We start from the raw sequence: 19,077 nt of genomic DNA, 5'->3' as shown, positions 1-19,077 counted from the left end.
GGGGCGCCGCGCCGGAACGAGAAAGCTTCGGCCCCTTGCGCATCGTGATGCGCAAGGGGCCGATCGTTTATGCGGGCAGGCAGTTCGAAGGCGATCCAGGGTCGGCATTGGCCGCCCTGGCCGCGATCAGGACCGGGAGCGTTGCTCGGCGTCGTCTGCCGTTTGTTCCGAAGTGGACGCGTCCGAAGTCACCGAAGCTGCCTCGGTCTCCGGCTTGTTCTGTTCGGCTTCGGCATCCGGCTTGTCGGCATCGGCCGACTGCTGCTCGGCGTCCACGCCGGTCTGGGCCGATTCGTCCCACGGCGCCTGGCCTTCGGCCGCGCCTGTAGCTTTCTGAGCGGCGGCTGCGTCGGTCTGCGTCGCGGGGGTGTCGGCATCCTTTGCCGAGCCGTCCGCACCAGCATGCTCGCTAGTATCGGCAGCCTGCACAGCTGATCCATCCTGGCCCTGGGCTGCATCCGTCGCCGTGGCGCCGGCCGCACCTGCCCCACCAGCCGCCGCCGCTTGCGCCGCGGCCTTCTCCGCCTTCTCGGCCTGCTGCTTCTCCTTGCGCTGCTTGCGCGCCAGGAAGCTGGCGTGAGCGGCCTCTGCAGGCGTTACGGTACCGGCAGGCTCGCCATTCAGGTCCAGCCGCGGCGCGTCCTTCACCAGGCAAGCCCAGTAGCGCTGCGCCGAGCACCAGGTGGCCACGGCCTGCTTGATCTCGTCTTCGCTCAGATGCAGCTTGCCCGCATGCGCGTACAGATCCTCGATGATGCCCAGCTTCAGCGGCACACGCGGATCGGGACGCTTGGGGAATGCCTTCGGGAAATGCTTCTGCAGCCGGCCGATGGCCACCAGCAACGGATCGCGCGGCGGCTCTTGCGGCTTCTCGGCGCGGCGCTGTTGGCCCGGACGACCGCCGCCGCGAGCCTCGCCCTGCGGACGCGGACCGCGTCCTTCGCCCGGCTTGCCGTGACGTCCTTCGCCCGGGCGACCTTCGCCCTGGCGATTCTGGTTGCCGCGATTCGGTCGCCCGGCGTTGGCGCCCTCGCCGGCGGGCTTGCCACCTGCCTTGGCTTGATTTGGCTTGGCCCCGTGCTTGTCGCCAGGCTTGCCGCCGCCCTTGGGCTGGCGCGGCTGCTGCTTGGCCTGTTCCTGCCGCTCGTCAGCCTTCTGCTTGGCCAACAGGTCTCGGAGCGCAGCCAGTTGTTCGAATCCCATGTTCTTGCGTGTTGCCTGCTTGGTCGGTGTAGCCCGCCATTGTATTCAACAATGCGGGCGCCGGGCCGAGTGTGTCGCGCGGGAGCGTCGAAGTGCAACACGGGGATGGAACAGGTTGCCCGACCGAGGTATGAAAGCGGTTCGATTGGGGGTGATCGAATGCGTGAAGTTGGGCGGGATAGCGTGCAGAAGTGCGGTGCTTCATGGCATGCCGTCGGGCTAGGGTACAATTCAGCGCCATCGCCGCGAGAGGCTGGATTTCGGCTTTTCGTGGTGGTTGAACAAGTAGTTCCGTCGGGGCGTAGCGCAGCCTGGTAGCGCATCTGCTTTGGGAGCAGAGGGTCGCGAGTTCGAATCCCGCCGCCCCGACCAATGAATTAAAGGCCTTACAGAGGTGGCTCTGTAAGGCCTTTTTCTTTGGCAAGTTTTTTACCCCACCTTTTACCCCACCGTCGCCGGCAAGGTGTTTTCCTGTCTAGCCCTTCGACTTCGCCTGGCCTCGGTCCTTCTCTTCGTGGATCAGCAGATCGAGCAACTGCGAGCGAGAAACGCCACGAGCGCTGGCCAGCTTGTCCAAAGCTCGATCCGCACTCTTCGACAGTACGAAGTTGAACTGCTTTTTGTCTTTGTTCGTCTCCCTGTACTTACGCTGGCTCCAGCGGGTCTTCACCGTGTTGATGATGTAGTTGATTTCGTCAGCTCGTAAGCCCGCGTCATTGAAAAAGTGTTCGACGTGGACTCGGAACTCGAACGATCTGCGGCCCTCCACCAGAGAAGGTCGATTCTTATGCAGCCAAGCCCACAAAAGGTCGCATTTCTCGTACTCGTCGTCATCGAACCAGCGCAGCGTCCGATGCCGCTTGTTGCTAGCGACCCACCCGTCACGCAGCTTTTCGATGAGGTCACGCTTGGTGTCCCGGTGAGTCTCCCATAGATCCAACTCTGCCAAGAGTTCATCCTTAGGTTCGAGTGGTAAGCGGGTTAGTGCTCCAACCCGGCCTTTTTGCCTGGCCTCGCCTCGAATAGCCTTTAGTAGCCATTGGAGTTGCTCCGCATCCGTCGTGATCCAGAGCACATCGGCGTCAGGCAGGATCTCCGCCACCCCTCTTTGCAGGGACAGATAGCGACCGTTGCTTTGGTCTAAAACGTCGTGGATGCGAGTACGCATCTCGTCCCAGTCGATCTCCCCTTCCTGTCCAATTGGCGCTGCGATGACCTCGCCGCGCTCCCGCTCGAGCATCGTGAACAGCCAGATTGCTTGCCGCCTCGTCATAGGAAACTCGGATCGTCTAGCAGGATCAAAAAAAGCAATCTTGTCGGACACGCGGTTCGGCATAGGACATCAATGGCTGCATAGCGATGGACAATTTTAAAGAATGTTTATTGCATTGTTCAAGCGTTATGGGGGAATGCTTATAGGAGCGTTACTGGATGCTTTCGAAGAATTTAAAAAGACTGATTTGTTGAAGCTATTCAAGAGTCTATTCTTGAATGTATTCAAGAGTGTCATCAAGGAAGAATTTTGCATTTTAATGCGAAGAATCAATTGCTTATGGGAATGGCGATAGAAAATTAGTCTCTTTTTCGATGAAATGCCAGTTGGAAACGGATGCAATATGACCTGGTTTCATCGCAAAGCAAAGAAGATAATTTTGACAGTACCTATCCGAATCATCGCGAGCCTTCCGGTCTGCTTCCCGGCTAGAGGAGCGTTGCAAGAACGAGAAGCCGATGGTCTTACGCAGGCAGGTTGGCCAGTCTGCTGAGCCGCGTGGAGCGTCAGCAGGAAGCGCGAGAGCCTCGACACGCACAAGGTGAGCGAAGCAGCAAAAAAATATTGCCGCCCTGGATGTTCTGGACTAACCAGACAGGAGTGCCGCCATGCGACTTATTCGTCTCAACGATGTGACTCGAGCGACCGGGCTACGCCGATCTACCATCTACAAGTACATCTCCGATGGATGCTTTCCGAAAGCTGTCCCCCTAGGAGGTGGCCGCGTGGCTTGGGTCGAGCGGGAGATCCAAGACTGGATTGTGGATCGCGTCGCAGCCAGAGACGCTGCTTGACTGACCAGCAAGAGGACATGATCGGTAGGGATAGCCCTCCCGATCATGTCTATGCGTAGCTTGGGGGCGATAACTACCCGTCTGCCTGACGTTGTCTATGGGGGGCAGATGCGGAAGATTAATGGCCTAACCGAGCGTTCGAAGCAATTGCCATGGAGTGGGCCTCGTTGCTTCTTATGGAATAAGTAAGAAAGAAAGAAAGAAGAGCCTCTCCAAGGAAACGGAACAGAGCTAGATAGGCTCGGTCGTTAGCTTACGAAAATATATTCCTAGTGGCATAGCCGATCTGTTGAACCTAACACAGGAGATTCAACATGAACGGTGACCATCGAAGCAGCCGATTGGAAGCACGAGGCATCGCACTTGAAGAGCGATTGTTCGAGAAGCGTTCCCGCTACCTCGTTCTCTTCCTCACTTTGAACTACAAGGCCCAGTGTCGAGATGACGTCACAATCGATGATCTGCGCCGAGATCGCGACAGACTACTGAAAAACATCGAGAGCAACCCTCTGCTACAAGGAATCCAAGGGTATATCTGGAAGATCGAGGAAGGCGGAAAGGCCGGGCTGCACATCCACCTTCTGCTCTTCTATGCGGGTGATCATCGCGCAGATGTCTACATAGCCAAGCGCATCGGTCACTACTGGGAGACGGTGATTACTGGCGGCGCCGGCGCATACTGGAATAGCAACGCAGACAAGGCTAGCTTCACAGAGCGTGGGTTGCCTGTGGGGGTAGGCCAGGTGAATCGCAAGGATAAGGCGTGCCGCGATGCGATACGCACGATTATTCGCTACATGGGAAAGCCCGATCAGCGAATCACGGAACGTCGGCCTAGAACGCGCACGTTCGGTACAAGCGAGTTGCGTTGATCAGACTGCGATGTCAAACAGAGGACATCATGGAGATGTCCTCTGCCGTTGACGCCGCTTATTGCGCAAGTTGGAGGTCCACATCCTCCATGCCGTTACGGATAGGCCTCTTAGCAAGACATTGAACCGTCGCGGCCACCTTCCCGTTGATCTCCACCTCCACGCCAGCATCAGGGGAATGGCTAGGGTCCCTGTCGGAAGACCAGAAGACGGTATAGGATGTGCCGCCATTCGGCACGCGGACGTTGTAGGCCATTGGTCCCATGCCGCTCCACTGCCGCGTCGTCACCTTGTCCCTTTCGGCGGCCAGGACGATGTCCGGTTGCTTGGGCGTTCCAAACGTGTACTCGATAGTCTTGCCTGCGTCGCATACTTGGATGACCCTGCCTTTCGAGGCTTCGCAGAAAAAGACTTCCTTGGCGCTGTGTGCACACTCAGCCGAGGCGACAACAGGGGTCGCGATGGCAGCGACAAGAATGGCAGAAATCCGGAGGGTGACTATTATTTGCATAACACTTGATCCTAACGGTGCTGGTTGCTGGTGCGGCTTGGGCGCTCGAGAAGGTGTGTGTTGCTGGTGCTGCGCTCCTTCGTGAGCGCCCATGGGCATGGCGCTACTGCCGACTGAAGGTGTAGGTGAAGCTACCTTGGTCAGTATCGAGAACAACCTCCCGAACCTTGCAGTTGTGAGCAAAGATCTTGGTCGCTTCTCCGTACTGAAACTTCGATGGCGGGTTGTACACCTGGTTGATGAAAGCGTTGCCGCAGTTGCCGCGGTTGACCTTGTATCCCGTCAGCGTGACGCTATCTGCCACGGACTCAAGTTGGATGACCGGCACGTTCTGGATGCTCACAAGGGAGACTTCGAAAGGTGCCTCGTCTGCCGCCGACGCCAAGGAGAAACCTGCCAAGCCAATGGCAAGTACGAGTTGTTTGATGTTCATCATGTGTTCGCAGAGTGAAAAAAGGCCCGCATGCGCAGGCCGGGGTTTGGGGAGGATCGTGTCAGCGCTTCCGCTTTTCTTCGTCGATACGCTTTTTGACGAGGGGAGCAGCTGCAACGGCAACCTTGCCGACGCCGATGGCCGTGTTGGCGACGACGGCACCTAGTAGCTTCGTGCCGCTGACGACCTTGCCGCCAGCAGTTGATGACCACTTGACGTCGTCAAGACGATCCTTGAGGCTGAAGAATTTCATGGCGTTGTGTTCGACAGCGTGATGACGTTGGACATCGCTTCAGTCATCGTCCTCGTCAGACTTGCCCGTGCCGCCGCAGTCAGGGCACGTCACGCGGTTTCCGCCGCTGCAACTCGGGCAACTGCTCGGGTGACGATCCGTGCCGTACTCCAAGGGGCATTCGACGTTGCCCTTTCCGCCACATTCACCGCACTTTTTTGCCATAACTTCCTCTTTAGTCTCAAAAGGTTGTGATCGAACTCTTGTGCCGGCCAATCCTGGCAGGATTGGCTGGCGCTTCGAATAGTAGAATATAGTCAACAAATATTGAAGAGTTTATAACGTCGTTAATTAGTCTTCGACTAGGCATTCTGCCAAGTCATGGCTACTCGACGTCCCACGACCTCTGCCGCACAGCCGGCCCCTATCTCCATTGCCCTGGGCAAGCGGGTCAAACAGTGCCGTCACGCCGCCGAAAAGTCGCAGGAGACCCTGGCGTTCGAAGCGCACGTAGACCGGACGTACATTTCGGCCATCGAGAGGGGGCTTGCCAATCCTTCAGTCGAAACCTTGGCGAGCATCTGTCATGTGCTGGGTGTGACTTTGGCCGAGCTATTCGAACCGTTGGGGGATGTCTCATTGGCACCCACGGGTGACCGCAGGGCCAATGCGGCGACGCCGCCTGAGATCAAGCGGAACCGGTTCCGGTAGCAGCGGCCCGTGTCGACGTCGTCCGGGCAGCCGAGGAGCCGAGTCGGCCAGCCTTTGCCTCCAGCTTGGAAGCGAGGTCCGTCGCCTTTGCATCGGGAAAGAACTCCTCGACAACTGCTGGTACATCCTCGACAGACTCCTCGAATGCGCCGTTCGCAAACCCGAGCCGAGCTGCCTTGTCCAGTGCGTCCTGATCGAAACCAGCTTCCCGCCGCTGGGCGTCAAGCCGCTGTGCATCGCGGATAGCTTCTGCCAACGTCATGCCATAGCCGATGACCAGATCAACGTAATAGATAGCAGTGCGAAAGCTCTGGGTGGTGGACTTACCGCGCAGGCGCAGTTCCAAGGGCATGCAGGCCAGCAGGCCGCCCGAGACAGCGTGGAAATAGCGCATGCGAGCTGCTAGCGTCCTGATCGAGTTGTACGAAGTCGTTCTGAGTACGAAGGTGCCCAGTTCGTCCTGATCGCCAATGACGACGTACAGACGGCCGTAGGGTTTGCACTCTCGGTTGTGAAAGCCGCAGTTGTCCGGCGTGTAGCAGGGCATGGTCTGCATTCCTTCGTCGGTGTCTCGCCGGCAGGTTTCGCCGTCGCCGATGCAGATCGGGCGACCGTCTCCCCGGTCGAAGTACGCGTACTCGGCGCGCAGGTTTAAGTCTGGGTCATTGAAGGGGAGCAGGATGTCGATGGAGCGCAGCTTGTCACCGCCATGTTGCTTGCGCTGCGCCTCGTCTTGGGGGTGGAGCAGCCAGCCGTCGCGGGTCTGCACCTGGGTAGTGATAGTGAATTGGTCGTCCTTCTCGGGAAGCCGCTTGCCGTTCTTCTCGACTACGCGGCCAATGGAAATCCGTCCAACCACGGGCGGCGTGATCGCCAGGCCCTTGAGCATGGTGTTCTCCTGTGACAGTCGGGGTGGATCAATCGCGGATCAGAAACCGGCGCGTGCCGGGCTTGGTGGCGGCGTATTCGACGGCCAGCTCGGGATGGTTCAGCAACAAGAGATCTGTGTCGATCGTCGTGCTGTCCTGGCTGCGTCGAAACAGCACACGACCCGTCCCGAATCGGGCCTCGGACGCATCGCCCATCGCCTGCTGGATGACTTGCTTGAGCTTTTCGGCCTGTGCTTCCCTGGCCTTGATGTCTGCGCGCAGGCTGACCAGCTCAGCGAACGTGGCCGACAGGTTGCGGTCGTCGCTGAAGTCCACGGCAGGGGCGTTGCCGGGGTACAGCACACGCAAGGCGCGATCCGCCGAATCGGAGCCGTCCGCAGGCGGCGGGATGTCGGTTGTGACGTATTCCCAGAAGCGCGCTTCCAGCGCGATGAGCCGGGAGATTAGTTCGTCCTCGCGCCGGATGAGATGGATTTCTAGCTTCTGGCCGCAGAGCAGCACGGCCACGTGCGCGGCCTGTTTGCCGGTGACGGCGAGCTGATGCTGTACCTGGAGCTGCACGTATTCGGGCACGCCGTCTTGCCAGAGCTTGGCACCGAACTCGCCCGCTGTCTTGCATTCCAGCAGTTGCACGAGCGGCGTGCCGATTACTTCCCGGTCGAGGTTGGCGAGCATGAAGGGGAATTTCGGGTGTTGCAGGACTGAGTTGACCTTGCGCACGCGGTTGCTTGTCTGCTGCGTGTAGGCCGCCGCCACAATGGGTTCCAGGTACGTGCCCCAATACGTCGGGTGGGCCGTGTCCTTCGGGTCGATCTTGGGCAGGCCGGCATCGCGGCCCGTCTTCTCCATCCAGAGTTCGAGCGGGGACTTGTAGGGAGACAGGCCGACGGCCGCAGCCGCGTCGGAACCGCCAATGCCTTGCTTGCGCACTTCCAGCCAGTCGGCGCGCTCGATCTTGCGGGTGTCGATCAGGCGCAGGGCGGGCCGGTTGTCGGATCTGCGTTTCGGTAAAGCCATGATGGAAACCTCCAATAATGAAGAAGCCCGGCCAGCGCATGTGCGCTGCCGGGTTCATGGGGATGTGAGGCAATGCCTGTTGAGCTGATTCACGCCACCAGCTTCAATGCCTCGTCCAAAGCTTTCTGCTTGAGGGCAGCGCCCGCGCCAAACCAGGCTGCATCCAGCCGGTGATCGCTGGATCGGGCGCGACGGTGGTGATCGACGTATTCCGTGACGCTGTTCAGCAGCCCCCAGGCCGTGCCGGATGTCGACGCCATCTCAGCACCCTTGCCCCGGCCTGCGTAAAGTTCCTGCACGGTCTTCATGGCGCGGTCGTTGACGGCGGTGGCATTGCCCTCGGTGCCGGGATTGACCGGATAGGTCAGCACGCGCTTAAGGAACGCTTCTACGGCATCGTCCTTCACCTTGCATTCGGCCAGCGCCTTTATGCGGGCCAAGAAAGCATCCCAGCCGGATACCGCGATGCCGAGCTGGCGCTTGACCGCTTGCGGATCGAACTGACTGCGGTGGGGGACCTTAACTACGCCATCGCCATCGCGCAAGGCAATGGCAAGGGTGTTGTTGCAGACCACGCGAACGGACGTGAATTGCGCCGTGGTCGCCAGCGTGCCGTCGCAGGCAGTGGCCAGCAGCAGATAGCCGTTCACCCGGTCACGGCCTTTGAGGCAAGCGCTTTGGCCGGTCTTGGCCAGTGCCCACAGCTTGCGGCCTTCTTTTAGGACGCCAGCGGTCTCCAGCTCGAAGCCGCCCGCTTCGGTGAGGTCGCGGTAGAACTCCAGGACGTCATGCGGCTGCACGACTTGGAAGCGCTTGGACACGACCGAGAGCGGGGCCTTGGTGTCCGAGCGGTACAGCACCTTCTGTTCGGGGAAAGCATGAATGGAGCCGAGACCGTCATCGTTGGCGACGTAGCGCACATCCGCCGACTCGATGTGCCAAGCCATCCCGGCCTGTTGCGCCCAGACTTCCAGCGGTGAGTTCGGGGATAGTTGGTTGCCCAAGCCGTGCCAGGGTTGTTGGCCGACATAGGCCATCGTTTGTACGAGGTGCATGGTGTGCTCCTTGAAATGAGATTGAGGGACATGGAACGCAAAACGCCTACAGCCCGGTCAGGGCTGTAGGCATCTATGCAGAGAGGAAAAGCAGAAGGCGGCTGGTCAGCCTTGGGACAACTTCTTGTGGCCGAAGGTATGACCGCAGTCTTTGCACTCGAAGTTGTCGAGCAACGTGTCGTCGATGACTTCGCCGACCGCGCCTCCAGCGGTGGAACCGGCTACGGCGCCGAACAGCGCGCCCATCAACGCGCCGGCGATGCCGCCAAGGAATGCGCCGGGCGGGCCAGCGAACGCACCGACGGCGGTGCCGGTTTGAGCACCAGCCATTGCGGCGGCGGCAGCGCCGCCCGCGCCGGCTACACCACCGACGACACTGCCCGCGGTTCGGGCGTAGTCATGAGTGATGACGCGGGTCGAGTGGCAGCGGGGGCAAGAGGGAGGGGGGGATGAAGAGGGAAAAGGGAGGGACATATCAGCCTCATGGATGTGATGGCACACGGGGGCGTGCTCAGTGAGGTGATATATGGGTGAAGAAAAATAGACTTTCCAAGCGGCCGGGCGAGATGTGGCAGCTCTGACCGTTCTTCTGCAGTACGTAGACTTCAGTGCTTAGCGAAAGTCGCGACTGACTGTCTCCAGTTCGCCGAGCAGGTGCGTCAGATCTACCAGCCGGCCCACCACCAGATGCTGCACACCGTGTTCCGACTGCCACGTGCCGTATGCGCCAAGCAAGCGGGAGGTAAGCAACTCAGAACGCTGACGTTCGACCAACGCAGGTCGCACAATCAAGTTCGTCACGCCATCCTCATCCTCCAGGGTTACGAAAACGACCCCTTGCGATGTGCCTGGACGCTGCCGGATCGTCACAATACCGGCCGCGCGAACGAGTCTGCGATTTGGCATTGCGCGCAATTCCGACGACCGGGAGAAGCGCATTTCGGCCAAGCGCCGACGCAGCAGCGTCAGTGGGTGTCGGCCCAGCGTCAGGCCCAGATGTCGGTAGTCAGCGACGAGGGCTTGTCCCTCCCGCATCGCAGGTAGTTCCGGACGCTCCGCCTCCAGGATGTCCGCATTGCGCAGCAGTCCTTTCTGCGGTGCACTCACAACGGACTCCCATAGTGCATCACGGCGAGCGCCGGCTATCGAGCGCAACGCATCGGCGGCGGCGGACACCTGCAGGTCGTGGCGATCCAGGTCTGCTCTCCGTCCTAGGTCAGCGACAGAATCAAATCCTCGTACCGCGCGCGCCACCTCGATTCGATAAGCAGCCTCTTGTCTCATGCCGTTGACCTGGTTCAGCCCGAGGCGAACGGCCGGCCGCGAGTCTTCAGCATGCTCCACGGTCGCTTCCCAGGCGCTCGTCCCGACATCAGCTGGGAGCACCTTGACGCCGTGACGCCGGGCATCCTGCACAAGCGCAGAAGCGCTGTAAAAGCCCATAGGTAGAGAGTTCAGAAGCGCGGCGAGGAATGCCTCGGGTTCGTGGCACTTGAGCCAGGCGCTCGCGTACGCCAGCAGCGCAAAGCTGGCGGAGTGGCTCTCCGGAAAGCCGTATTCGCCAAAGCCGTGAATCTGCTGATAGATCTGCTCCGCGAAATCGCGGTCGTAGCCGCGTGCCGTCATGCCGTCGACGATCTTGCGGTAGAACTTGTCCAGCCCACCTTTCCTTTTCCACGCCGCCATGGAACGACGGAGCTCGTCAGCTTCGCCGGCAGAGAACCCGGCTGCTCGCATGGCGACTTGCATCACCTGTTCCTGGAAGATGGGAACTCCCAATGTGCGTTCTAGTGCTACGCGGACATCATCGCTCGGATATGTCACCGGCTCGAGCCCTTGGCGACGACGAAGGTATGGGTGGACCATGCCGCCCTGGATTGGCCCGGGTCTCACGATTGCGACCTGGATGACTAGATCGTAGAAGACGCGCGGACGCAGCCGTGGCAGCATGCTCATCTGAGCTCGCGATTCGATTTGGAACGTTCCGACGGTATCAGCCGCGCAAATCATGTCGTAGGTGGCTTCATCCTCTGCAGGAATATCCTGGAGCTCAAACACTTCGCCTCTCTGCGCACTGACCAGGTCAAGGGCACGGCGAATTACCGAAAGCATTCCGAGTGCCAAGATGTCAATCTTCAGCAAGCCTAGGGCGTCCAGGTCATCCTTGTCCCATTGGACGATGCTTCGGTTTTCCATGGCGGCGGGTTCAATGGGCACCAGGCGGCGAAGAGGGCCGCGGGAGATGACGAAGCCACCAGGATGTTGAGAAAGATGCCGAGGAAATCCGAGCAGGCTCTCCGCTAGGATGATCCATTGCTGAGCTGCGGGAGACGTTGGATCGAGACCGCATTCTGCGAGGCGTGCCGCCATGTTCGCGCGGCCATCCCAGTATTGATGGGACTTGGCCACTGCATCGACCAGCAGCGGGTCCATTGCTAGGGCGCGCCCTGCATCCCGGAGCGCGCTTTTCGTCCGGTACGTAGTGACCACGGCGGTTAGTGCGGCGCGGCTTCGGTCATATTTCTCGTAGATGTATTGGATGACCTCTTCGCGCCGGTGATGTTCGAAGTCTACGTCGATGTCGGGCGGTTCGGCACGTTCGCGGCTGATGAAGCGCTCGAAAAGGCAATTTCCTCGTGCAGGATCTACTTCGGTGATGCCCAGGCTATAGCAAACGGCAGAATTGGCGGCCGAGCCACGTCCTTGGCATAGGATGCCGCGCTGGCGCGCGAACATCACTAGGTCGTACACAGTCAAGAAATAGGGCTCGTATCGCAACTCTTCGATCAACGTCAGCTCGTGCTCAATCTGCTCCTGGACGTTAGTTGGAATGCCGCCACGAAACCGTCGCTTCGCACCGATGTAGGTCTGCTCACGGAGGTACTCCGCGGGTGTTCTGCCCGCGGGACAGACCTCGTCGGGATACTCGTATCGCAGCTCGTCCAGGCTGAAGGGACATTGAGTGGCGACCTCCAACGTTTGTTCGAGCAGCTCGCGTGGATACAGATTGGCCAGGCGCAAACGAGCACGCAGATGATGCTCTGCGTTCGGTGCACGCTCAAAGCCACACGCCTCGATCGTCGTGCGCAATCGCGTAGCAGTCAGCGTGTCATGCAGCGGCTTGCGGGACCTCACATGCATTTCCACTTGGCCGGTGGCCACGACAGGAAGATTGCAGAAGCTCGCCGCTTCCATCACATGGGCGCGATGCACGTCGTCCTGGGCCCGGTGCAGCAATGTCAGCGCCATCCAGCAGCGGCCGGCAAAGGTTGACGCGGCCCATTCTGCCTGCGCGATTAGTCGCTCGAGCGGGGCACCGTACTCGGGTGTCAGCAGCACCACGCACTCGGGCAGGCCTTGGAGGTGAGCGTATGCAGCATCGGTGGGCCGATCAAGGTCGGACGGCATTGCACGGTACTGGCCCTTGGGAGCACGGCTCCGTGCGAGCGTAATCAGCTCGCACAAGTTCCCGTAGCCTTGACGTGTCTGCGCCAGGGCGGACAGTTGTACTGCCGGCGTGCCGTCGGCGTTGCGCAGCACGAAGCTGGATCCTATCAACAGTGGAAAGCTGCGCTTCTTGGCTTCTAAGTGCGCGCGCACTACGCCTGCCACGGAGCACTCGTCGGTGATGGCCAGTGCGGAATAGCCCAGCTCGATCGCGCGCGCGACGAGCTCTTCAGGATGTGATGCGCCGCGCAGAAAAGAATAATTGGTGATGCACTGGAGCTCCGCATATGGAGGCAGAATCGCTTCCATGGTTCTCTACCCAAATAGCCCATGCAAGAACCAACCGCTCGGATCGTCGCGGTCCTGGTATAGCCAATACCGGCTGCCATCTGGAGCTTCCGCCACAAAGTAGTCTCGGACAGTGAGGCCATTCCACCATCCGTCCTCGATGCGTTCGGGTCCCTGGACAATCTGCAGCGGGGCGCCGTAGTACGGGCGGTGGCCACGCGTCAGAAGAGCGATGGGTTTTTGTAGGAGCCAGCTGGGGCGCACTGCGCCGACGGCGTAGACGTGCGACGATGCCACCTCGTCGACGGGCACCCACCGATTGGCTATATCCGGCCGATGGTCCGCCACGGGATGTGCATGGAGTACGTGGTCGCGGCCGAGGCGTGCGACCAGCAATGCCATGACGTGGTCGCGGTCCGCGGCGCTCCCGCCGGCTTCAGGAAACAGGTCGGTAGGTACGGGAGCAAGGGGCTCGAGCTGTGCCGCCTGAAGCGCAATCGCGCGTGCCGGCGCAGCCAGTGTTAGGCGGTTCAGTTGCTCTGCCATCAGGGGCAGCATGCGGCTTGGGATCCATGCGGGGCTGGCCAGGCGCACGTCCAGCACGGTAGGAGCGCATGCGTGCCGCCCCAATTCGTGCTCGATCGTCAGGTTCACGCGAGTCGCTGCGAGATGCGCGGCCGCCAGCCATCCGCATAACTGTTCCACCAAGCGTTGTGCGATGGCCAGGACGTCAGGCGCATGCTCGATGTTCTCGTCCAGCTCGATGCGTCCTGCGAACACCGGCGGCGCCTCGATCCATGTATGCAGTTCCGGGCCTTCGCCATAAGCGCGGTCCAAGGCTTGGAGGAGCGCCGCATGCGTACGCCGCTGGAGTGCCCCGCGCGGTAGGCGTCGCAGTGCACCGAGGTCGCTGCAGCCGATACCGGTCAGCCACTCGAGGTGACGCTCTGCTTCCGGCATACGAGAGCAGGGCACCCTATCCAGCCGACGGGCCAGGGTAGGGAGAGTCAGCACTCGGGGCTGCCGAGCCGGCGCGGTTGCCAGCAGCCAGGCGCCGCAGGCGGTCGGGCCGACGCCAAGGCGTGCTGCCATGCCCATGCCTCGCGCTGTTGCGGCCACTCGTCTGCAGAGCGCCCGAATGCCGCCGAACAGCTGCAGGCTGGCGCTGACCTCGAGCGCTACTGTGTCGGACGGCAATAGCGCCACTTCGGGGGTGTACTGAAGAAATCCGAGCGCGGCGTCCTGCACGTACTGCGAATGCAGAACGGCATCATAGGAGCGAAGTGACGCGGTCGGGCAGAGCGCCGACACGCCGCCGGCACGTTGCCCCGGTCGGACGCCGGCCTGCGCTGCTAACGGAGAGCAGGCCAGCACCTGCCCAGCGTCCAGCACAGCAGCTGGTTCAGTTCGCCAGCGTGGACACAGGCCGTCGAGGATTGCGTGCGTCAGGTGCACGACGATCCAAACTCGCATGATGATCTACCGCGCGACGGCGCATCTGATACAGGGGAACAAAGATTGGCGCGTCCAATGTGGCACCTCGGCGCTTGAGGACACGCACGGATACGCCGCCTGGTGCTGGCGCTAACGCCAGGCGCAGTGGAGCCGCGGATGCTTGCTCGGCCGCCACCATCGGGCGCACAAGGATGAAGAGGGCATCAGCTGCTTGCGCGGCGAGCTGCAGCCGCCGAACAGTGGCGCTGCGCACGGCATCCTGCCAAAGGATGACGCATGCGAAACAGCCGCTCCGCACCGCTTGCTCGGCCGCCCAAAGTGCATCGGCGTTGCGTTCAGGACGCAGCCATACGATCCGCGAAGGATCCGTACCCCAGCCCGCCCAAGCTGCCGCCTGCGGCATGTGTGGTGGCCGGGCGAGAATGATGGGCCGCTTGTCGGGTGCGGCTAGTGCCTCACGCAGCAGCTGCAGCTCTCCGATGCCGGGCTGCTGCACCATGAATTCGACCACGTTGCCCCGCGGCCAGCCTCCGCCAGGCAACTGGTCTGAGAGGGCTGGTATGCCAGTAGGCGCATACCGTCCCGGTGCTCGCGACAGCTGGGAGGCACGCCATAGGGCGGGATGGATATGCTCCGGCGCCAAACAATCGGTAGCAACCATGGGGGGACGCTCAAGAATTCAATGTACTGTACAAATATACAGTATTTCAGGGCGTCCCTCATAACCTGTGGCGAGAAGGTCAGCGTCTCTAGTGTGGGTGCACGTCGAACGCGTCGTATAGCGGTTGGCCTGCTCAGGAATTGCCCATCAGCTAGGCAAAAGGCCCGGCACGGATCTTCTATCCGCGCAGATGAGTTGAAGTTCTTGCCAAAGTGAAGTTGATCTGGCGTGCACGCATCCTTGCCGGACGGGCACACCCTGTGCCCGTCCACTTGGCGCAGTCAGCTTAGAAGCTGTGACGCAGACCAACGCCGATGGATTGCGTCTTGTTGCCCGACACAAAGGCGATGTTGCGGCCATAGGCGCCTTGCGCGTACAGATTGGTGCGGGCCGACAGCTTGTAGGTGTAAGCCAGGCTGAAGATGTGCTGGGACTTCAGGTCGCGGCCGGCATATCCGGTGCCGCCATCACGCGGATCGACCATGCCCCAGCCGGCCAGTACCTTGCCGCCCGAGCCTGCCTTGACGCTCATGCCCACGCCGTACGAATACGCGCGAAAGCCATCGTTGAAGGCGCGGATGCTGCCAAAGCCCATTTCCGAATTGCGTAGTTGCGACGGCGTGCCGAACCAGCCGTCATCAGTGATGCCGAAGCCCAGATTCACTTCGAGCACTTCGAAATCGTAGCTGCCAGCTAGGTTCCAGGACTTCGCCTTCACACCCGTGGCGGTCTCGGCATCCTTGCTCTGGTCGTAGGTCAGCACGGCTTTCAGGGGGCCGTTGGTGTAGCGCAGGCCGGTAGTCAGGGCGCGCGTGTTGGGATCTTGCCCGCCGTCCTGTTTGAACCGCTGGTCGCCGTCAGCGTTGAACGAGTAGCCCACGCCCACCTGGAAGCCCGAGAAGCTGGGGCTCAAGTATTGCACTTGGTTGTCGTAGCGGACCTCGGCGGGACTGAATGTGCCGGCAGCGCGGGACTGGTTGTAGTTGTTGCCGAACGGCGTGACTACGCCGGCCAGCCAGCGGTAGGCGATGTTGCCCTGGCGGCCCAGCGTCACTTCTCCCAAGGACGCCGATCTCAAGCCAACTACGGCTTCGCGACCAAACAGGCGGCCGCTCTGGCTCTGTGTCCCGTTCGTCAGGCTGTAGCCGCCTTCAAGGGTAAAGATCGCCTTCAAGCCATCTCCCAGGTCTTCGGTGCCGCGCAGGCCCCAACGGCTGCTCGACTGGCCGCCATCCCATGCTCCGAAGCGCGAACTCTTAGCATCGTCGCTCTTGAATTGGGTATATCCCACGCCACCGTCGACCAGCCCATACATCGTGACGGATGATTCGGCGTAGGCTGCGCCCGAGGTAGCGGTGATGATCGCGGCAACCACAACACTTTTCTTCATGAAAACTCCAGAATTGATCTTCCCCAATCGATGGCAGGAAAGAGCCATCGGGGACTTCGTGTGAAGTGGCGGCATTTCATCAAGACCGCATTGCATCGCCTGTGAAGGAACGCCGCATTCCGTGTTTCATGACGCAGATGTAATCAACGAGAAAGTCCACCGTTAGAAAAGGCTGTCTGCCGCCACGGATTCAACTGCCTGTTGTCGCGCGCAGGCTACACACGCTTACGCCTCGGCAACGCGGGCTACGCCAGCTTGCCGAAACGTAATTCCACCGTTCGCGAATTGCCGTGGTCGACTCTTTAGACTGGTTCCCATGCCCTTCGACTCGATGCGGTTGTGCAGCGGACGAGGGGTCAGACTCAACTCATTCTCTTTGAGAGGCCACCATGAACATCCCCAAGATCCGATACGCCATCATCCTGGCCGCCTGCTTCGCAGCTGGCAACGCCATGGCATTAACTTCCTCCGCAGCAACGAATCTCCCCGACACGCGTGAGTTGACTCGTGCCGAAGTCCAAGCGGACCTGGACGTTTGGAAGCGCGCGGGAATGGAGGAATTCTGGGTGGGCGAGAGCACGCCCGACATCTATAGCACCGAGTATCGTGCCGCTTATCGAAAGTACCTGCAGATGCGCCACGGCGCCGAGTATCAGGAAGCATTGCGCGAGCGTAGTGCTCAATAAGCAGCATGGCCGGCGTGCTTTAGACCGGTCGATCGAAAGCAGTGCAATAAGGCGGATGGCGGGATTGCGGCCATCCGCCTTGTCGTTTGCATCTCATATGTGCGCATTGCCCGGGCGCGATGCGGTGGGCATGACGAACCTTACGGTTGTGTAATCGTGCTGTTCGTGGATTGTCGACGTCACGACATTAAAGTTCAACGCAAATAGCAATAGGTCGTGCGGCCGTGGCATGGCGACCAACTGAAGGGGTCCGCAATCCGTTTCCCAAGGGAATCGAACGCTTCCTGGCTCGAGATAGGCAGTATCCGCAGTGAAAATTCTGATCATCGATGACGACCACGCTTTCTCGGCATACGTCGGCCAGGCCTTGCAGCAGGACGGCCACGTGATCGATATCGCCCGCGACGGGGTCGGGGGCCTGCAGCGCGTACGAGGGGCTCCATTCGATCTCGTTCTAATTGACTCCGCGTTGCCGGACATGAACACGTTCGAGCTGCTGTCCCAGCTACGCCGCCACGACAATCTCTTCATCATGATGCTGAGCCGGGACGCGCGAATCGATGTGCGGGTTCGCAGTTTGCGTGAAGGTGCGGATGACTACCTGCTCAAACCCCTTTCCCTGTCGGAATTGCTGGCCAGAGTGTTCGCGCTTGGCCGCCGGAATTTGCGGCATCGTGCCAACAGCGAAGAAAGCGGGTTGCTCAAGGTGGCGGATCTCGAGCTGGACCTCTTTCGCCGCCGTGTCTCCAGAAACCGCAAACGCATCGACCTGACCGCGAAGGAGTACAGCTTGCTGGCTTTGATGATGCGAAAGCGTGGCGAGGTGCTGTCTCGGCTGGTGTTGGCTGAGCAAGTATGGGACATGAAGTTCAAGAGCAACACCAATGTGGTCGAGGTAGCGATCAGGAGACTGCGCAGCAAGGTAGATGATCCATTTCCGCGGCGGCTGCTGCACACGGTGCGCGGAATGGGCTATGTGTTGGAGGATCGCGGCCCCGTACCTGAATCGCGTTTGTTTGCCCACTGAAGCGCTTTTCCTCGATCTGGCTGCACGCCAAAAAACTGACATCCCACACCGGCAAGAGACCAAGATAGGCGCAGCCAAAAACGCCTTACGAAAACGTAATCTCAGAGACTGGGAACTGTCGAAAGCACGTCATTAAAGTACGTTCATGCGCCTTCGTGCGCTCAACCCCACGATCGAGGTCATCGACATGAAGTACTTTCCCAGCGCCATTCTGTTGACTGTTGCTACTAGTGCGGCTTGGGCCGCACAGGCAGAAACCTGGCATCCCACGAACACCGAAGCCGGCTACGAGATCCATATAGAGGACAAGGCCGGCAAGAGCTCCGAGACGGTGCGCCAGGAGTTGCAGGCCGCCAAGGCCAACAAGCAAACCTGGTTCTACTCCTATCGTGCACAAGCCGAACCCTTCTGGTTGTTGAAATCCGAGAAGACGCGCGAGCAGGTGCGAGTTGAGCGTGACACGGTCACGCCGAAGGAACGCGCTCGACTGGCTGAGATTTACGCCGGCGGAGCATGACGCATCAATAGCGCGACACGCCTGCTTGCAAAGTCATCTTTGAATTAGCCCGCACGACGCGGGCTTTTTTCATCGGTCACGCAGCGCAGCGGGTTGGCAGGCAAGCACGTTCCAGCCACAGAGAGTCGACGAAAAAAAAAACGCATACCACCGAAGTGGTATGCGTGAAGAAGGACCTCTTCCCTTCGCGGTGGAGGAGGTCACTCAGGACCGTCGGATTACTGCGTCAGACGTTGCAGTTCCTGTTGGTATTCGGGGCCGTTGCGCATGCGACGGTACTCGGCTTCGGCGGTGCGGTACTCGCGGCTGTAGAAGTCGGGCGTGGTGCTCTTTTGCCAGAACTTGTCCATGCCTGCGCGTCGCCACACGGCCAGATCCGCCTTGACTTCGGCACGGGAAAGTTCGCGAGGCTGGTACGTACGGCTGTCCGATGGCTGCTGCGAAGTCGTGGCTGCGTTGACGGTAGCTACCGCGGCAAAAGCCAGCGTAGCGCAGAGGAATTTCACGGGTGTCTTCATTGGTCGCTCCTTCTGGACTGATCCGCACATCTCGAACGTTGCGGATCGTTGGGTACGTCGATCACTGATTCATCAGAACGTGAAAACATTCTAGCGA

General features: G+C 60.3%; 20 protein-coding genes and 1 tRNA gene. 7 read left to right on the top strand and 14 right to left on the bottom strand.

The features are described from left to right. Positions 1-126: 126 nt before the first annotated feature. Complete coding sequence (locus tag CAL15_RS13205; protein ID WP_086079019.1) at positions 127-1,203, bottom strand: ProQ/FinO family protein; 1,077 nt, start codon at positions 1,201-1,203, stop codon at positions 127-129. A 295-nt stretch (positions 1,204-1,498) separates the two neighbouring features. On the opposite strand from CAL15_RS13205, the gene CAL15_RS13200 reads away from it, so the two are divergent. Further along, positions 1,499-1,575 (top strand) — tRNA-Pro (locus tag CAL15_RS13200). A gap of 103 nt (positions 1,576-1,678) precedes the next feature. Here the strand turns inward: CAL15_RS13200 and CAL15_RS13195 are convergent. Continuing rightward, the gene (locus CAL15_RS13195; protein ID WP_157666658.1) at positions 1,679-2,527 is read right to left on the bottom strand and encodes a hypothetical protein; all 849 of its coding nucleotides are present in this window, start codon (positions 2,525-2,527) and stop codon (positions 1,679-1,681) included. A gap of 557 nt (positions 2,528-3,084) precedes the next feature. Here CAL15_RS13195 and CAL15_RS13190 point away from each other — a divergent pair. Together CAL15_RS13190 and CAL15_RS13185 are read left to right on the top strand one after the other, a co-directional pair. After that, positions 3,085-3,270 carry a helix-turn-helix transcriptional regulator gene (locus CAL15_RS13190; RefSeq protein ID WP_086079017.1) on the top strand — a complete coding sequence of 62 codons (186 nt, stop codon included), beginning with the start codon at positions 3,085-3,087 and terminating at the stop codon, positions 3,268-3,270. A gap of 314 nt (positions 3,271-3,584) precedes the next feature. Continuing rightward, the gene (locus CAL15_RS13185; RefSeq protein WP_086079016.1) at positions 3,585-4,142 is read left to right on the top strand and encodes a rolling circle replication-associated protein; all 558 of its coding nucleotides are present in this window, start codon (positions 3,585-3,587) and stop codon (positions 4,140-4,142) included. A 58-nt stretch (positions 4,143-4,200) separates the two neighbouring features. On the opposite strand, the gene CAL15_RS13180 is transcribed toward CAL15_RS13185, so the two are convergent. From CAL15_RS13180 to CAL15_RS13170, 3 genes are all read right to left on the bottom strand, one after another. Beyond that, a complete protein-coding gene (locus CAL15_RS13180) occupies positions 4,201-4,653 on the bottom strand; it encodes a hypothetical protein (protein WP_086079015.1) in 453 nt (150 codons plus the stop codon). 103 nt (positions 4,654-4,756) lie between these two features. Continuing rightward, positions 4,757-5,089, bottom strand: a complete 333-nt coding sequence (locus tag CAL15_RS13175; RefSeq protein ID WP_086079014.1) for a hypothetical protein — start codon at positions 5,087-5,089, stop codon at positions 4,757-4,759. 58 nt (positions 5,090-5,147) lie between these two features. Beyond that, entirely contained in the window at positions 5,148-5,339 is a 192-nt protein-coding gene (locus CAL15_RS13170) for a hypothetical protein (RefSeq protein ID WP_086079013.1), read from the bottom strand. Between the two features lie 360 nt (positions 5,340-5,699). Here CAL15_RS13170 and CAL15_RS13165 point away from each other — a divergent pair, with 360 nt between their 5' ends. Continuing rightward, the gene (locus CAL15_RS13165; protein WP_086079012.1) at positions 5,700-6,029 is read left to right on the top strand and encodes a helix-turn-helix domain-containing protein; all 330 of its coding nucleotides are present in this window, start codon (positions 5,700-5,702) and stop codon (positions 6,027-6,029) included. Here the strand turns inward: CAL15_RS13165 and CAL15_RS13160 are convergent. The 8 genes from CAL15_RS13160 to CAL15_RS13125 all read right to left on the bottom strand — a co-directional run bounded on the left by CAL15_RS13160 (position 6,007) and on the right by CAL15_RS13125 (position 16,280). Continuing rightward, entirely contained in the window at positions 6,007-6,918 is a 912-nt protein-coding gene (locus CAL15_RS13160; RefSeq protein WP_086079011.1) for a recombination directionality factor, read from the bottom strand. The two genes, CAL15_RS13165 and CAL15_RS13160, sit on opposite strands and share 23 nt — an antisense overlap. A 28-nt stretch (positions 6,919-6,946) precedes the next feature. Then, positions 6,947-7,936 carry a YqaJ viral recombinase family nuclease gene (locus tag CAL15_RS13155; protein WP_086079010.1) on the bottom strand — a complete coding sequence of 330 codons (990 nt, stop codon included), beginning with the start codon at positions 7,934-7,936 and terminating at the stop codon, positions 6,947-6,949. An 89-nt stretch (positions 7,937-8,025) separates the two neighbouring features. Further along, positions 8,026-8,991 carry a DUF932 domain-containing protein gene (locus tag CAL15_RS13150; protein WP_086079009.1) on the bottom strand — a complete coding sequence of 322 codons (966 nt, stop codon included), beginning with the start codon at positions 8,989-8,991 and terminating at the stop codon, positions 8,026-8,028. Between the two features lie 105 nt (positions 8,992-9,096). Further along, entirely contained in the window at positions 9,097-9,321 is a 225-nt protein-coding gene (locus CAL15_RS24655) for a hypothetical protein (RefSeq protein WP_232467964.1), read from the bottom strand. Between the two features lie 282 nt (positions 9,322-9,603). Beyond that, complete coding sequence (locus CAL15_RS13140) at positions 9,604-12,747, bottom strand: error-prone DNA polymerase (protein ID WP_086079007.1); 3,144 nt, start codon at positions 12,745-12,747, stop codon at positions 9,604-9,606. Between the two features lie 6 nt (positions 12,748-12,753). After that, positions 12,754-14,199 carry a Y-family DNA polymerase gene (locus CAL15_RS13135; protein ID WP_086079006.1) on the bottom strand — a complete coding sequence of 482 codons (1,446 nt, stop codon included), beginning with the start codon at positions 14,197-14,199 and terminating at the stop codon, positions 12,754-12,756. Further along, on the bottom strand, positions 14,129-14,842 hold the full coding sequence (gene imuA / locus CAL15_RS13130; RefSeq protein WP_086079005.1) for a translesion DNA synthesis-associated protein ImuA: 714 nt from the start codon (positions 14,840-14,842) through the stop codon (positions 14,129-14,131). Before imuA ends, CAL15_RS13135 begins: the two co-directional genes overlap by 71 nt. Positions 14,843-15,128: 286 nt before the next feature. Next, positions 15,129-16,280 (bottom strand): porin, encoded by a 1,152-nt coding sequence (locus CAL15_RS13125; RefSeq protein WP_232467962.1) that lies wholly within the window; start codon positions 16,278-16,280, stop codon positions 15,129-15,131. A gap of 341 nt (positions 16,281-16,621) precedes the next feature. Between CAL15_RS13125 and CAL15_RS13120 the strand changes: the two genes are divergently transcribed. The 3 genes from CAL15_RS13120 to CAL15_RS13110 all read left to right on the top strand — a co-directional run bounded on the left by CAL15_RS13120 (position 16,622) and on the right by CAL15_RS13110 (position 18,462). Beyond that, a complete protein-coding gene (locus tag CAL15_RS13120) occupies positions 16,622-16,918 on the top strand; it encodes a DUF4148 domain-containing protein (protein ID WP_086079003.1) in 297 nt (98 codons plus the stop codon). 310 nt (positions 16,919-17,228) lie between these two features. Further along, a complete protein-coding gene (locus tag CAL15_RS13115) occupies positions 17,229-17,945 on the top strand; it encodes a winged helix-turn-helix domain-containing protein (RefSeq protein WP_086079002.1) in 717 nt (238 codons plus the stop codon). Between the two features lie 187 nt (positions 17,946-18,132). Next, a complete protein-coding gene (locus CAL15_RS13110; RefSeq protein WP_157666657.1) occupies positions 18,133-18,462 on the top strand; it encodes a DUF4148 domain-containing protein in 330 nt (109 codons plus the stop codon). Between the two features lie 218 nt (positions 18,463-18,680). On the opposite strand, the gene CAL15_RS13105 is transcribed toward CAL15_RS13110, so the two are convergent. Then, the gene (locus CAL15_RS13105) at positions 18,681-18,980 is read right to left on the bottom strand and encodes a DUF4148 domain-containing protein (RefSeq protein WP_086079000.1); all 300 of its coding nucleotides are present in this window, start codon (positions 18,978-18,980) and stop codon (positions 18,681-18,683) included. Positions 18,981-19,077 lie beyond the last annotated feature (97 nt).

The organism is Bordetella genomosp. 13 (genome assembly GCF_002119665.1).
GTDB lineage: Bacteria > Pseudomonadota > Gammaproteobacteria > Burkholderiales > Burkholderiaceae_B > Bordetella.
The sequence above is the reverse complement of the archived record's forward strand: the minus strand, read 5'-3'. Positions and strand labels throughout refer to the sequence as shown.